The sequence below is a fragment of the Brevundimonas bacteroides DSM 4726 genome, assembly GCF_000701445.1.
Classification (GTDB): Bacteria; Pseudomonadota; Alphaproteobacteria; order Caulobacterales; family Caulobacteraceae; genus Brevundimonas; species Brevundimonas bacteroides.
Genome location: NZ_JNIX01000007.1, coordinates 1 through 15200, shown reverse-complemented (window position 1 = coordinate 15200; position 15200 = coordinate 1). Strand labels below are relative to the sequence as shown.

Below are 15200 nucleotides of genomic sequence, written 5' to 3'. Positions count from 1 at the left end.
GCGGACTGTGAACCCAAGCGCTACAGCGCCGTTACGACTCCCCGAAACCGAGGAGTCACAGTCATGGCCGCGCGTCCCGTCTGGCATGGTCATCTTAAGCTGTCGCTGGTCACCTGCCCCGTCGGCCTTTACACCGCCACCGCGTCCAACGCCCGGGTCAGCTTCCACCTGATCAATCCGGACACCAACAATCGCATCCGCATGGTGCCGACCGACCCCGACGCCGGACCGGTCGAGCGGTCTGACCTGGTCAAGGGCTATGAGGTTTCCAAGGACGAATACGTCCTTCTGGACGACGCCGACTTCGACAAGGTCAAGCTGGAGACCACCCACACCATCTGCATCGACAGCTTCGTCGACGAGACCGACATCGACCGCCTCTACTGGTCCGACCCCTTCTTCGTGGTGCCCGAGAAGGGCGTGGGCGTCGAAGCCTTCGCCGTCATCCGCGACGCCATGAAGGCCGCCGGCAAGGTCGCGATCGGCAGTCTGGTGCTGCGCGGCCGCGAGCGACAGATCGCGCTGGAGGTTCGGGACGCCGGCCTGATCGCCTACACCTTGCGGGCTCACGACGAGGTCCGCGACGCGGCCGACTACTTCGACGACATCCCCGCAGTGAAGACCGACAAGGATATGGTCGAGATCGCCACACGCATCATCGGCCAGAAGGAAGCCGAGTTCGATCCGACCAAGTTTCATGATCGCTACGACGACGCGCTCCGCGACCTCATCAAGGCCAAGCAGAAGGGCGGCAAGGCCGTCGTCGGCGTCGAGGAGCCGGAAGACACCAATGTCATCGACCTTATGGCGGCGCTGCGGAACAGTCTGAAAGGGTCCGCGTCTGGCGACGTCAAAGCGGCGGCCAAGAAGGCGACGTCCGCCAAGTCGGCCCCGGCCAAGAAGACCGCCGCCAAGTCCAACACCCGCAAGCCTGCGACCAAGAAGAAGGCCGCCTAGACCCCCATCGTCTTCAAAGCCGGCCTGAGGCTGACCGCGCTTGCCCGGAACGCCTTCCACGGATCGGCCTTCTTCAGCAGCGCCGGTGCCGTATGCATCGTGTAGGCGCGCGGATCCAGCCCGGACTTGACCTGGCTCCAGCTCAGCGGAAAGGCGATGCCGGCGCCTGGCCTGGCGCGGGGTGACCAGGGCGCGACCGCCGTCGCCATGCGTCCGTTGCGCAGATAGTCGAGGAAGATCTTCCCGCCCCGCGCCTTCTTGGCGAGAGTCGTGGTGAAGCGGTCGGGCTGGTCGGCGCGCACGGCTTCGGACACGGCCTTGGCGAAGGCCTTGTTCTGGTCCCAGGTGACGGCCGATCGCTTGTCCGCCTTGATCGGGACGACGACGTGCAGACCCTTGCCGCCGGTCGTCTTGACGAACGGGTTCAGCCCCAGCGTCTCCAGCTTTGCTTTCACCGCCCTGGCCGCCGCGATCACCGCCTCGAAGTCCAGCCCCTCGTCCGGATCGAGGTCGAAGGTGATCTGATCCGGCGTCTCCGGGTCGCCTGGCGCTGCGCCCCAGGGATGCAGCTCCAGCCCTCCGGCCTGTCCCACCGCCACGAGCCCCCCGACGTCGACTACGGAGACGTAGGGCTTGCGCTCCTTCACATCGATGAGCTTCAGCCGGGGGTTGGAACCCGGCATGGCGTGGCGCTGGAAGAAGCGTTCGCCGCCGATGCCCTCCGGCGCGCGGATGATCGACACCGGCCGGTCCTCGATGTGGGGCAGGATGCGCTCGGCGACCGCCTCATAGTAGCGCGCCAGATCGGCCTTGGTGATCGCCGGCGCGCCGTCCCGCCCGGGCCACAGCACCTTGTCGGGGTTTGAGATCGTGACGCCCGCCACCACGGTCTTGCCGACCTTGGTCGTCCCGGCCGCCTTGGTCGGGGCCTGGGGCATGGCATCGACCTCGGCTGCCGGCTTGTCCTCGCGCAGGCCCTTGAAGCTAGCCTGCCGCAACGATCCGCCGTCGGTGTAGCCGCCGTGGTCGATCTCTGCGACCAGCACGGGCTTCAGCCAGTGGATCGTCTCCCCGCCCGTTCGACGCGGCGCCCCCTTGCCGACGAAGGGCGACGAGCCAGCGCCCGCCGCCTCCAGCGCCGGTAGCAGGGTCTTGAGCAGGGGTTGGCCGAAGCCTGTTCCGACTCGGCCGAGCGACCGCAGGCCATCCTTGTCCTTCACCCCCACCAGCAGGGACCGGAAGCGGGACCCTTCCGCCGTCCAGCCGCCGATGACGACCTCGTCACGGCCCCGGCATTTGGACTTGACCCAGGTCGTCGATCGCCCCGCGCGATAGGGCGCGTCCAGCCGCTTGGAAATGACACCTTCCAGATCCATGCGACACGCGCTTTCCAGAACGGCCCGCCCGCTCGACCCGAAGTGGTCCACGAATCTCACCCGGCCCGCCATGCCATGGGGCAGTCGGTCAAGCAGCGCCCGTAACCGCGCCTTGCGGTGCGACAGCGGCAGGTCCCGCAGGTCTTCGGCACCCTCGAACAGCAGGTCGAAGGCGAAATAGATCAGATCCTCCGTTTTGCCGTCGGACAGGGCCGCCTGCAGTGCAGAGAAGTCCGGACTGGCGTCCTCGGCCAGGGCGCAGACCTCCCCGTCGATGACCGCGTCTGGCCAGGCCCCTGCGTCGGCCGCCAGCTCCGGAAATCGATCGGTCCAGTCCAGGCCGTTGCGCGTCCGCACCGTCGCCCGCCCGCCTCCGGTCGAGATCTGCACGCGATATCCGTCGAACTTGATCTCATGCACCCAGCCCGCGTCGCCGGGCGGATGATCGACCACCTTGCACAGCTGGATCGGCACGAAGGCGTGAGGCTTTCGCGCGTGAGACACCTGCGCCGGGCTCGGCTTCGGTTTCGCGGGAGCCCTGCGGCTCGTGGGCTTCGACGACGTCCACTGCGCCTTGCCGTCGGCGATCTCGGCCATCGTCCGGCCCGAGACGACGGACGCATCGATCTCCATGTTGGCGTCGCTCTCGCCCTCGACTGCGTGGTCGTCCTTCTCCTTGATCAGCAGCCAGTTGTTGCGCTTGGACGGCTTGCCGCGATCGCCTTTCAGACGGATCAGCGCCCACTTGCCCTGAAGCCGCTCACCTTCCAGCACCATCTTGACCTGGCCCCGCTTGAAGGCGGCGGCCAGGTCCGGCTCCTGGGGGCTCCAGGTCCCCGTGTCCCACATCTGCACCGTGCCGGCGCCATAGTTGCCGCCGGGAATGGTCCCTTCGAAGTCGCCGTAGTCGAGGGGATGGTCCTCGACCTCGACCGCCAGCCGCTTGACCTTCGGATCCCGCGACGGCGCCTTGGTCACGGCCCAGGACTTCAGCACCCCGTCGACTTCGATGCGGAAATCATAGTGCAGCCGCGTCGCCGCGTGTCGCTGGATAAGATAACGACCACCGCCCGTCGCCTTGCCGGCGACCTTGCGTCCACGCGGCTCTGGCGTGTCGTTGAAGCGTCGCTTCCTGCGATAGGTCTCGAGCTCGCCGCGCATCGTTTGCCGATCCTCCGGCGGCCTAACGCCCAGGTGCCTCTCTCCGATCCGCGATGCGCCTTGCACGCCTCATGCGAGGGCGCCTATCTACCGCCCATGAAAGATCTCAACGCCCTGATGCAGCAGGCCCAGGCGATGCAGCAGAAGCTGCAGGACGCCCAGGCGAAGATGGCCGAAACCACCGCCGAGGGCACCTCCGGCGGCGGCCTGGTGACCGTGGCGCTGAAAGGCCCCGGCGAGATCACCTCGGTCCGGATCGACGACAGTCTGATGGTTCCGGGCGAGGGTGAAATCCTCGCCGATCTGATCGTCGCCGCCCACGCCGACGCCAAGCGAAAGCTCGACGCCGTCAACGCCGAGCTGATGCGCGAGGCCGCCGGGCCGATGGCGGGGCTCAACATCCCCGGCATGCCCAAGCTTTTCTAACGCGGGAATGGCCGCCTCCGCCGGACCCGAGATCGAGCGGCTGATCGGCCTTCTGGCCAAGCTGCCGGGGCTCGGCCCCCGCTCGGCCCGCCGCGCGGCCTTGGCGCTCCTGAAACGCCGGGAGCAATTGCTGGTGCCGCTCGCCGCCGCCCTGGCCGAGACCGCCGAGAAGGTCGTCTCCTGCTCGGTCTGCGGCACGCCCGACACCCGCGACCCCTGCGCCATCTGTTCCGATCCTGCCCGCGACAACGGCCTGATCTGCGTCGTCGAGGAGGCCGGCGCGCTGTGGGCCATGGAACGGTCTGGCGCCTTTCGAGGCAAGTATCATGTGCTGGGCGGCCTTCTGTCGGCGCTGGACGGCGTGGGTCCCGAGGCGCTGCGCGTCTCCGAGCTGGTCGGCCGGGTCAGGGGAGGGGGCGTGCGCGAGGTCGTCCTGGCGCTCCCCGCCACGGTCGATGGCCAGACCACCGCGCATTATCTGGCCGACCGCATCGCGGGCGATGGTCTTGAGATCACCTCGCTCGCGCGCGGCGTCCCTGTCGGCGGCGATCTCGACTGGCTGGACGACGGCACGATCGTCCAGGCGCTTCGGGCGAGACGCCCCGCCTAGCCAGCTCTCGCGTGAGCCCGGGGGTCGTGCGTCCATTTCTGACGTAGGGACGATCTATGCTGGGTCGATGAGCATCTGCCTCGCACCTTCATTGAAAGACGTCGGAGTGTTGGACGGTCGGGACTCCGTGCACTGCATGGACTCCTTGGACTCCTTGCACTCGTTGGAGCCCTCCAACCGTTTGGAAGCGGTTTGCGCATCCGCCATGCTCGCCCCGCGCGACGATTCCCGCTAACGAACGGATCATGAACGCTCTGACCCTCATCCTCGCCGCCCTCGCAGTCGGCTTCGCCCTGGCCTTCGTCTGGGCGTTCCTGGCTTGGCGCGCGGCCAAGGGCCAGGTCGCGCTCGCCGAAGAGAAGTTGGCGCTGCTGGAAGACAGCCGCGCCACCATGGCCGAGTTCCTCAAGGCCCAGGCCGCCCAGTCGGCCCAGGCTGTGGCCGATCAGATGGTCACGCGCGCCACCGAAACTTTCCAGGCACAGGACCGCGCCGTGCGCGAACGACTGGAGGCCCAGCTCAAGCCGGTGGCCGAGACACTGTCCAAGTTCGAGGAGAAGGTCACCGCCCTGGAGAAGGCTCGCGCGGAAGAGACCGGCACACTGAAGGAACAGCTCTCGGCCCTGATGATCGCGTCGTCGGCCACCCGCGACGAGGCGCGGCGCCTGACCGAGGTGCTGCGCGGCAATACCGGGCGACGCGGCCGCTGGGGCGAGCAGACTTGCCGGAACGTGCTGGAGGCCGCGGGCATGGCGGGCCGGTTCGATTTCATCGAGCAATCATCCGCCGCCGACGAGGACGGCCGCCAGAAGCGGCCCGACTTCCTTGTTCGCCTGCCCGGCGCCGGCATGTTCGTGATCGATGCCAAGGCACCGCTGGTGTTCCCTGAACCCGGAGACGCCGAGGACGCCGAACGGGAAGCGGCGCTGGCCACCCGCAACGCCCAGGCCATCAAGGGCCATGTCTCCGCGCTTGCCGCCAAGGCCTATCAGGACCAGTTCAAGCCCAGCCCGGATTTCGTCGCCCTGTTCGTGCCGTCCGACGCCTTCCTCTCCGCGGCGCTGGACCGTGAGCCCGAGCTGATGACCGAGGCCATGGCCAAGCGCGTCATCATCGTCACGCCCTCCACCCTATTCGCCCTGTGCAAGGCTGTTGCCTACGGCTGGCGCGCCGAAGAGCAGTCCAGGAACGCCGACGAGGTCGCGAAGCTGGGCAAGGAACTCTACAAGCGCCTCGCCACAATGGGCGGTCATGTGTTCGGCGTCGGCCGGGCGCTGGAACAGGCGGTTGGCAAGTACAACCAGTTCGTCGGCTCGCTGGAGAGCCAGGTCATGGTATCGGCCAAACGGTTCGAAGATCTTCACGTCGATCACGAGGGCAAGGAGCTGCCGGACCTCGCGCCGGTCGAACAGGCCCCGCGCCCCGTCACCCGGCCCGAGCTGGTCGCCGAGGCCTCGCCGACCCCCGCTCTTGAAAATCTTGTAGGGCGCTGACAAGCTCACTTGACAACACGGGAGCGTCATGTAAAACATCCTTGTCAAACAGACATGGGTGCTTGTCGTGACCATGATGGAGGCGAGCGTGAAGGATAATCCCGTCGCCCGCTATGGCGGGTTGCTTCTGGTCTGCCTGATCGCGGGCGGCATCGCCGGCGGCATATCGGCGGCGTTTGGCGAGACGGCGGGTGTCGGACCGCTGATCGTCGCCGGGTCCGTGGGCCTGGCCATGGCGGCTGGCCTCTGGGTCTGCGCCCGCTGGTGGCGCGCGCTCGATGAGGCGGCGCAGGAGGCCCACAAATGGGCCTGGTGGTGGGGCTCGACCTTCGGCCTGGCGATCGGCGGGGTGATCCTGTTCACCCTCATGTACGCCGCGCCCGAGCGGCTTACCGGAGAGCCGAAGGACCTGCTGCTGGCCGGCGCCGCCCTGATCGGCGGTGTCCAGACCGTGGGCTACGGCATCGCCTGGGCCTTCTGGTGGCTCCAGCGTCGATAGTCCCGTCCAATGAACAACCGCCTCAAGGTTCTTCGCGCCGAACGCAACTGGAGCCAGGCGGATCTGGCCGCCGCGCTCGGTGTCTCGCGCCAGACCGTCAATGCGCTCGAGACCGGCCGCTACGACCCTTCCCTGCCTCTCGCCTTCAAGATCGCCCGCGTCTTCGAACAACCCATCGAATCCATCTTTTCGGACAGCGGAGCCTGACCATGATGTCGGAAATCCAAGATCGTCCCCGGTCGCTCGCCGCCAAGGTCGGCCTGACCGTTGTTCTCGCCGGCGTCGGCGCCTTCTGCGGCTATGGCATGGCCCAGCTGTTCAAGGACCATGGCGCGCCGTGGCCCGACGTTCTGGCGGTAGCTATGGCCGTCGCCCTGATCGCCATCGGTCTGATGAGCGCCATCGTCCTGTTCACGCGGCCCTCCACTATCCCCAAGGGCTGCGGCGTGCTGCAGATCGCCGTCTTTCTGCTGGCGGGCGTCATGTTGCTCCTGCCCATGTACGCCCCGGCGGCCATAGCGCCCGATGTGGTCTTCGGCGGGATCGTGCTGCTGCTGGCCACACAGACGGTCGCCAACGTCATGCTGTGGCGTCGCGCCGACGAAATGCTGCGCCAGGTCATGGCCGAGACCTCCGCCATCGCCTTCTGGGCGCTGCAGACGGCGCTGTTCCTCTACGCCGCCGCCGAGCGCCTCGGGATGGTGGATAGCATCAGCGCCTGGGCTCTCATGGGCATCCTGATGGCCGTCTATCTGCTCGCCTCCATCGTCGCCTCGGCGCGACGCGGGATCACCTGACGCCGCCGCCTTTCTCCTGACTTCAACGCCTGCCTCCCTGACCGAAAGGATCGGAACGATGAAACTCGCCTCCCTGCTCAAGTCCTCCGCCGCCCGGATCGGCCGCTCGGCCGCCGGCGCCGCCCTCGGCCTCGGCCTGACCGTGGCGTTCCTGGCCTCGGCCCCCGCCGACGCCTTCGCCCAGACCGCCGCCCCCGCCTCTGTGCCCCAGGCCGAGGGTGACGGGCCCGCGCTGTGGGTGATCCGCGACGCGGATTCGACCCTCTATCTGTTCGGCACCGTCCATGTGCTGCGCCCGACCACGGCCTGGGGCTCGCCCAAGGTCGACGCCGCTTTCGACGCCAGCCAGAACGTCATCTTCGAAATCTCCAACCCCGACGACCAGGCCGCCATCCAGCCCCTGATCGCCCAGTATGGGGTTTCGCCGGACCGTCCCCTCTCCAGCCTGCTGACGGCCGAGGAAATCGCCGAACTGAACGAGGCCGCCGGCTCCATCGGCGCCACCGCCGCCCAGCTCGACCCGCTGCGTCCCTGGCTGGTGGGACTGACCCTGTCGGTCGCGCCGCTCGCCAAGGCCGGGTATGATCCCCAGTCCGGCGTGGAGATCATCCTCAAGGCCCGCGCCGAGGCGGCCGGCAAGCCGGTGACCGGCTTCGAGACCATCGACGAGCAGGTCCGCATTCTGGCGACCCTGTCCGAGGACACCCAGGTCGCCTTCCTGCGCGCCACGCTGGAGAGCTGGGAGGACGCCACCACGGAACTGGACGCCCTGGTCGAAGCCTGGGCCACGGGGGACGTCGAGGGCATCGAGCGCCTGGGCGTCGACGAGATGCGCTCGGCCTCGGAAGAGATCTACCAGGCCCTGCTGGTCCGTAGGAACGCCAATTGGGCCGACCAGATCCAGGCCCTGCTGGCGGGGTCCGGCACCACCTTCATCGCCGTCGGCAGCGCCCACCTCGCGGGTGACGACAGCGTTCAGGAGATTCTGGAGGACCGTGGCGTCACGGTCACGCGGCAATGACGGGCGGGCCGAACGGCGCCCGAAACGGCGATCAGGCGGCGCTGGGCGCCGTCGTCGTCATGGCCGTGACCTGGGTCGCGATCGTGGGCTTTCACCTCTGGCAGCGCGCCTGGAACGACGCCCTGTTCTGGGCCGCCATCGCGGTGGCGACCTCGGCTGGTTCGATCACGGCGATCCGCCACTCCCGCCGCCGTTGATCCGCACTCGCGACACCTGAAGCAAGCGCCGTCCCGAGCCTCTCGGGGCGGCGTTTCGCCTTATCACGGGGCCGGAGGAGCTGGAGCGGGCGGCGGGAATCGAACCCGCACGAAAAGCTTGGGAAGCTTTCAGGCTACCACTACATCACGCCCGCGGAGCCAGCGCGCAAACTACCCGAACCGCCCGAGCGCTCAAGCGGCAATCGCCGAAACGGCGCCATTTGGACGCATGATCCGGGTTCGGATCGATTGCCTCAAATCCATCGCAAGTATTTGTTTCCGACACTGTCGCGACAACCGCTCCGTTTTCTGAACGAATGTAATAAACTGCAGATTTTCTGTCACGGGAGCATTGCACTCGCGTCCTAAAGGCGGCGCGGGGTTGCTGGGAACTGCGTCGTTCGGACGCCAGCGGCGACCCGCAAATTTCAACGCGAGGGGATTCCCGATGCTTCGACTGACCAAGGTTCTGCTGGCCGGTGCGGCCGTGATGGCGCTGGCCGCGTGCGGCTCCGCCGAGGTGGCTTCGCCCGGCGAAGGCGATTTTGGAACTGGGACGGGCGGCGGAACGGGCGGTGGCGGCACCAACCCTCTGCCCCCGGGAACCCCGGCGGCCGACTGCCCGGCCGGTCTGGCCAACGTCGGCACCGTGGCCAACGGCACCCTGCGCGCCTGCCAGCTGCCGTCGGACATCATCGGCAACCTGACCCTGACGAACCGCGCCGGCACGATCTACGCCATCTCGGGCCGCACCCAGGTCGGCACAGACCGCGGCATCGACCCGGCCTCGACCACGGGCCAGCAGGGCGTCCTGACCATTGATCCGGGCGTGCGCATCTTCGCCTCGGGCGGTTCGGACTATCTGATCGTTAACCGCGGCTCGCAGATCTTCGCCGAAGGCACCGCGACCAACCCGATCATCTTCACCAGCCGCCAGAACATCGAAGGCACCACCACCCTGACCTCGCAAGGTCAGTGGGGCGGCCTCGTCATCGCCGGTCGCGCGCCGCAGGCCAACTGCCAGCTGACCGCTCCGGTCACCTGCACCGGCCAGGTCGAGGGCACCTCGGCCTTCTACGGCGGCAACACCCCGACCGATAACTCGGGCCGTATCCGCTACGTCCAGATCAAGTTCTCGGGCTTCGAGATCTCGACGGGCAACGAGCTGCAGGGCCTGACCATGGGCGGCGTCGGCTCGGGCACCACGGTCGAGTTCGTCCAGGTCCACAACTCGTCGGACGACGGCATCGAAATCTTCGGCGGCAACGTCAACCTGCGCCGCATCGTCATCACGGGCGCCGACGACGACGGTCTGGACACCGACACCGGCTGGCGCGGTGGCGCCCAGTTCGGCATCGTGACCCAGCGCGCCCCGACCTCGACCAGCCGCTCGGCCGGCTTCGAGTTCTCGGCCGCCCCGGCCGCCACGCCGCTGGCCTCGCGCTACAACTCGCGGCCGCAGATCGCCAACTGGACGCTGGCCGGCCGCGTCTCGCCGATCGACGCCCACACGGTCGCCCACTTCGACACGGGTTCGGCCGCGACGGTCATCAACTCCGTCTTCACCGCCGGTGCCGGTTCGGTTGCGGGCTGCCTGGACATCGCTGACGCCGACACCCAGACGGCGGGCGCCAACTTCCGCTCGGTCTTCATGTCCTGCCCGGTGTCCTACCGCCCGAACAACGCCACTCGCTCGGCCGCCGTGTTCACCACGGCCCCCAGCGTCGGCAACACGGCCGCGGGCACCAACACCATGACGGCTCCGACCGGTGCGACCCTGACGAACCACATCCTGACCTTCATCAACGGCGCCAACGAAACCGCCGTGACGCCGGTCAACGCGCCGGCGGTCTACAGCTTCTTCACGGCCACCAGCTACATCGGCGCCGTACAGAACGCGGCCGACAACTGGTACGCCGGCTGGACCTGCGGCCTGTCGGGCAACACGACCTGCTGATGACGGATAGCGAGGCGGCGGTCTTCCGGGCCGCCGCCACCTTTCCCGCTTTCCGTTGAACCCCTTCAAGGCGCGCAGATCATGAAGACACTTTCCCTGACCCTGACAGGGGTCCTCCTGGCCACCAGCGCGCTAATCGCGCCAGGCCTGGCCCACGCCCAGACCGCTCCGGTCGACCAGACCCCGGCCGAACAGACTCAAGACCAGGACGAGGCCACCCAGGTCGACGAGATCGTCGTTCTCGGTCGCTACATCCCGGAACCGAACCGCGAGAGCCCCGAGGTCGCCGCCTTCCTGACGGCGGAAGACCTGCAACGCACGGGCGATTCCAGCGCCGCCGCAGCCCTGACCCGTGTCACCGGCCTGTCGGTCGTCGAAGGTCGGTTCGTCTACGTGCGCGGCCTTGGCGAACGCTACTCGTCGGCGCTCCTGAACGGTTCGCCGCTGCCGTCGCCTGAGCCGCTCCAGCGCGTCGTTCCGCTGGACCTCTTCCCGTCCGGCATCCTCGAAGGCGTGACGGTCCAGAAGACCTATTCGGTCAACTATCCGGGCGAGTTCGGCGGCGGCGTGATCGACCTGCGCACGGTCGACGCCCCCAACGACCCCTTCTTCGACTTCAAGGTCGGCATCGGCTACGACACCGAGACGACGGCCCAGGAAGGCCTGATCTACTACGGCAGCCGCACCGATTTCCTCGGCTTCGACGATGGTACCCGCGACGTCCCGGGCCCGCTGGCTCTGGCCTTCGCTTCCGGCAATCGCATCCAGACCGGTCCGAACTATACGGCGACCCAGCTGCGCCAGATTGGTCAGTCGCTCGAGAACGCGCCGCTGCGTCTGCTCCAGCGCGAGGAAATCCCGATCGACGGCAGCCTGGAGGCCTCGGGTGGTTTCTCGCACGAGACCCCGATCGGCACCCTCGGCGTCCTCGCCGTCGCCGGGTACGATTACAGCAGCCACACCCGTCAGGGCTTCCAGGAAGAGGGCCAGTTCTCGGGCTCGAACCTGGTCGTGTCGACGTCCAAGGCTTTCGCCTCGACCCAGACCGACGTCCAGCTGAACTTCCTGGGCGCCCTGTCGCTGTCGGGCCTGGACCACGAGGTGACGTGGACCAATTTCTACGTCCGCAACACCTCCAAGGAAGCCCGCAGCCAGGAAGGCCCGGACTTCGACGCCGGCGGCTCGGTCATCCGTGACGACTTCACCGAATACTTCGTCCGTCAGCTGTTCACGACCCAGCTGGCCGGCGAGCATGACTTCGCCGACGGCGCCTTCGAGATCGACTGGCGGGCGTCCTACGCCACCACCTCGCGCGATGCGCCCTACGAGACCCGCTTCGGCTACGGCTTCAACGCCGGCGGCCAGTACGTCCACGACATCAACCGCAACCTGATCTCCTTCAGCGAGCTGCAGGACGACGTGTTTTCGGCCGGGGCGGACTTCCGCTACACGCTGGAGCTCTCGGACTTCCGCGAGGCGGTGTTCAGCCTGGGCCTGGCCCACTTCGACAACACCCGCGATTCGGAGCGTCGCGACCTGCGCTTCATCTCGCCGGGCGGCCTGACCGAGGATCAGCGGGAATCGCGCGTCGACTTCCTGTTCTCGGACTTCAACATCAACGGCACGACCCTGCAGATCGAGGAGATCACCGGATCGAACGGCGCGGCGGCCTATGACGCCGAGCTGACGGTCAACGCGATCTACGGCCAGGTCGAGGCGGAGATCATCCCGCTGGTCAACCTGACCGTCGGCGTCCGCTACGAGGACGGCGAGCAGTCGGTCTCGCCGCGCGACCTGTTCGGCGGCGCCGCGCCCTTCCAGGACACCGGCATCGAGGAGCAGTACTGGCTTCCGGCCGCTACGGTGACCTGGAACTTCGCCGAGGACATGCAGCTGCGTCTCGCGGCGTCGCAGACCATCGGCCGGCCCCAGTTCCGCGAACTGGCGCCCCAGTCCTACACCGACCCCGATTCGGACCGGACCTTCATCGGCAACCCGTTCCTGATCGACACCGAGATCCTGAACCTGGACGCCCGCTGGGAGTGGTACTTCGCCCGCCAGCAGTTCATCACCGCCGGCATCTTCTACAAGGACCTGGAAAACCCGGTCGAGTCGATCATCGTCGACGTCGGCAACCAGCGTCAGCAGTCGTTCCTGAACGCGCCCCAAGCCACGATCATCGGCGCCGAGTTCGAAGCCAAGAAGTACTTCGAGTTCCCCGACAATGGCATGAGCTTCATCGCCAACAAGCGGTGGCTGGTTCAGGCCAACTACACCTACTCGGACTCCGAGGTTCAGGTGGTCGCGGGTGACCGGGTCTTCACGCTCGGCGGCGCGGGCGTGGCGGAGAGCGCGGCCTTCTTCATCCAGGACGGCAGCCGCATGCAGGGTCAGTCCGAGCACGTCGTCAACGCCCAGTTCGGCTGGGAGGACGACGCCGCCCGGTCGCAGGCGACCTTGATCGTCAACTATGTGTCCGAGCGCATCACCGCGCGCGGCGCGGGCGTGAGCGGCAGCCGCGAACCGGACTACATCCAGGAGCCCGGCGTGTTCCTGGACTTCGTCTACCGCAAGGACTTCACGGCGATGGGCCGCGACCTGGGCTTCGCGCTCGAGCTGCGCAACCTGCTCGGCACCGAGTTCGACGAGTACCAGGAACTCGGCAATAAGATCCGGATCAACAACTACGATCTGGGTTCGAGCGCCTCGGTCAGTCTGACCGCCCGGTTCTAAGTTCTAAAGTCCTCCTCTGACTGGCGGCCGCTCCGGAAACGGAGCGGCCGTATTCGTTCAGTCCGCCCGGTACATCACCTCGCCGTCGACGACTGTCAGGACGGCACGGCCGCGCGGGATGTCGGCCTCGGGCACGGTCATCAGGTCGATGTTGAACGCCGTGAAATCGGCGCGCTTGCCGACTTCGATGGTGCCCAGCTCGTCCTCGCGGAACGAGGCGTAGGCGGGCCAGAGGGTGAACATCTTCAAGGCCGTCGCCCGGTCGACCGCCTCCTGCGGGCGCCAGTCCGGACCCTGGAAGCCTTCGAGATCGCGGCGCGCGACGGCGGCGTAGAATTCGATCAGGGGATCGCCGCGTTCGACCGGAGCGTCGGAGCCGCCGACGACGATGACGCCACGATCCACCAGGCTCTTCCAGGCATAGGCACCGTCGAGACGAGCGTCGCCAAGACGTGCGGGCGCGAAGTGGAAGTCCCCGATGGCGTGGCTGGGCTGCATGGAGGCCAGGATCGGCAGTTCGTGGAACCAGCGATAGTCCTGTGGCCGCAGGATCTGGGCGTGCTCGATGCGCCAGCGCACGTCCGCGCCGTTCGGGCGTTCAGAGGGTGGCACATTGCCGAGCGCCTCGGCGTACCATTCGGCCACCTCGGTGTTGCCCCGGTCGCCGATGGCGTGGGTGGCCAGCTGGATGCCGGAGCGCAGCGCCTGTTCGTAGAGCGGCACCTGCTGCTCGCGCACGACCTGCATCAGGCCCGAGGTCTCGGGCGCGTCGGAGTAGGGGGCGTGCAGCGCCGCGCCGCGCGAGCCGAGCGCCCCGTCCGCGTAGAACTTGACCGCGCGGGTGATGACGCGGCCGTCGGCCACCGAGCGGGGACCGCTCCGGAATAGCTCGGCGACGCCGTCAGGGGTGACGCTGTTGTATACGCGCAGGGGGGCCTCGCCGGCCTCGGCCATGGCTTCGATCAGGGGCACGTCGCGCCAGGGGACGCTCATGGAATGCAGACCGGTCCAGCCGTAGCGGGCCTCGACCTGAAAGCCCGCTCGATAGGCGGCGCGCGTCGCGTCCGGATCGGCCTGGGGCATCAGCGGGGCCAGCAGCTGCTCGGCGGCGTCGACGAACAGGCCGGTGGGCTGGCCATCGGAGCCCTTGAGGATTTCGCCGCCGAATGGGGCTTGGGTTTCACCCGTGATGCCGAGCCGTGTCATCGCGGCGGTAGAGGCGACGGTCGCGTGGCCGTCGGCGCGTTGCAGAAGGACAATGCGGCCTGGCGCGGCGGCGTCCAGATCGGAGGCGGTCAGGAAGCGGGCTCCATTGGCGCTTTCGGGCCAGCGCGTCTCGATCCAGCCGCGTCCGATGATGACGCCCTCGGGGTTGGCCTGGGCCCAGGCGGTCAGGCGGCTCATGGCGTCAACGACGGAGGCGGAGCCTTCCAGGTTCAGCGTCAGCTCGCGCCAGCCGATGCCGTCGAGGTGGGCGTGGCCGTCGGTGAAGCCGGGAAACAGGGTCGCGCCGTTCAGTTCGACGATCTCCAGGCCTTCCGTGGACGGCGCGCCAGCGGCCGGACCGACGTAGGCGATGCGGCCGTCCCGCGCGATGACGACCTCGGCGGGGGCGGCGCCGTCCACGCCAGTGTGGATCGTCCCGCCGCGGATCAGCAGATCCTGTGCCGATGCGGGCAGGGCGGTCGTGGCGAAGGCGACGGCGAGAAGGGCGCGGGTCATGGGCGGTCCGGAAGCGGCGAAGAACGAAGGCGGAGTTGCGGCCCTCCTGGTGCGAACGTCAAGGCGACGCTGGCGCGGCGCCGGTCACGCGTCATCGCTCTTCCGCTGTGAACGGGTGGGAAGGGCGGGCGGAGCTTGGGCGCGAGGCCCGGTTACCGTGTGATGTTTGGTTTCGGCTTCGCGTCTTTCGCTCCGCGCGGCTGGTCTGACCGGAAGCGGACGGCCCCGCGTCGCTCGAAGCCGACTGACCG

The 15200-nt window shown here is 67.8% G+C and carries 13 protein-coding genes and 1 tRNA gene; 11 read left to right on the top strand and 3 right to left on the bottom strand.

Translation table 11 applies throughout. The annotated features are described in order from the left end of the window. The first annotated feature begins 63 nt into the window (after positions 1 to 63). Positions 64 to 957, top strand: a complete 894-nt coding sequence (ku, locus tag Q333_RS0102340; protein ID WP_029415143.1) for a non-homologous end joining protein Ku — start codon at positions 64 to 66, stop codon at positions 955 to 957. Here the strand turns inward: ku and ligD are convergent. Further along, positions 954 to 3494: a DNA ligase D gene (ligD, locus tag Q333_RS0102335; RefSeq protein ID WP_029415142.1), complete on the bottom strand. Its 2541-nt coding sequence runs from the start codon at positions 3492 to 3494 to the stop codon at positions 954 to 956. The genes ku and ligD overlap by 4 nt on opposite strands. Positions 3495 to 3590: 96 nt before the next feature. On the opposite strand from ligD, the gene Q333_RS0102330 reads away from it, so the two are divergent. The 8 genes from Q333_RS0102330 to Q333_RS0102290 all read left to right on the top strand — a co-directional run bounded on the left by Q333_RS0102330 (position 3591) and on the right by Q333_RS0102290 (position 8537). Continuing rightward, positions 3591 to 3920, top strand: coding sequence for a YbaB/EbfC family nucleoid-associated protein (locus tag Q333_RS0102330; protein WP_029415141.1), 330 nt, complete (start codon positions 3591 to 3593; stop codon positions 3918 to 3920). A 7-nt stretch (positions 3921 to 3927) separates the two neighbouring features. Further along, a complete protein-coding gene (gene recR / locus Q333_RS0102325; RefSeq protein ID WP_029415140.1) occupies positions 3928 to 4530 on the top strand; it encodes a recombination mediator RecR in 603 nt (200 codons plus the stop codon). 245 nt (positions 4531 to 4775) lie between these two features. Beyond that, entirely contained in the window at positions 4776 to 6023 is a 1248-nt protein-coding gene (locus tag Q333_RS0102315; RefSeq protein ID WP_029415139.1) for a DNA recombination protein RmuC, read from the top strand. An 88-nt stretch (positions 6024 to 6111) separates the two neighbouring features. After that, a complete protein-coding gene (locus Q333_RS0102310) occupies positions 6112 to 6522 on the top strand; it encodes a hypothetical protein (protein WP_157072340.1) in 411 nt (136 codons plus the stop codon). 9 nt (positions 6523 to 6531) lie between these two features. Continuing rightward, complete coding sequence (locus tag Q333_RS0102305) at positions 6532 to 6729, top strand: helix-turn-helix transcriptional regulator (RefSeq protein ID WP_029415137.1); 198 nt, start codon at positions 6532 to 6534, stop codon at positions 6727 to 6729. 2 nt (positions 6730 to 6731) lie between these two features. Then, entirely contained in the window at positions 6732 to 7319 is a 588-nt protein-coding gene (locus tag Q333_RS0102300; RefSeq protein WP_029415136.1) for a hypothetical protein, read from the top strand. Positions 7320 to 7377: 58 nt separating this feature from the next. Beyond that, positions 7378 to 8340, top strand: a complete 963-nt coding sequence (locus Q333_RS0102295) for a TraB/GumN family protein (RefSeq protein WP_029415135.1) — start codon at positions 7378 to 7380, stop codon at positions 8338 to 8340. Further along, positions 8337 to 8537, top strand: coding sequence for a hypothetical protein (locus Q333_RS0102290; protein WP_029415134.1), 201 nt, complete (start codon positions 8337 to 8339; stop codon positions 8535 to 8537). Before Q333_RS0102295 ends, Q333_RS0102290 begins: the two co-directional genes overlap by 4 nt. Positions 8538 to 8618: 81 nt before the next feature. Here the strand turns inward: Q333_RS0102290 and Q333_RS0102285 are convergent. Further along, positions 8619 to 8692, bottom strand: a tRNA-Gly gene (locus Q333_RS0102285). 293 nt (positions 8693 to 8985) lie between these two features. On the opposite strand from Q333_RS0102285, the gene Q333_RS0102280 reads away from it, so the two are divergent. Next, positions 8986 to 10494: a hypothetical protein gene (locus Q333_RS0102280; protein WP_029415133.1), complete on the top strand. Its 1509-nt coding sequence runs from the start codon at positions 8986 to 8988 to the stop codon at positions 10492 to 10494. Positions 10495 to 10575: 81 nt separating this feature from the next. Then, positions 10576 to 13227, top strand: a complete 2652-nt coding sequence (locus Q333_RS0102275) for a TonB-dependent receptor domain-containing protein (protein WP_029415132.1) — start codon at positions 10576 to 10578, stop codon at positions 13225 to 13227. Positions 13228 to 13284: 57 nt separating this feature from the next. Here the strand turns inward: Q333_RS0102275 and Q333_RS0102270 are convergent, their stop codons facing one another. Further along, a complete protein-coding gene (locus tag Q333_RS0102270) occupies positions 13285 to 14949 on the bottom strand; it encodes an amidohydrolase (protein ID WP_029415131.1) in 1665 nt (554 codons plus the stop codon). Positions 14950 to 15200 lie beyond the last annotated feature (251 nt).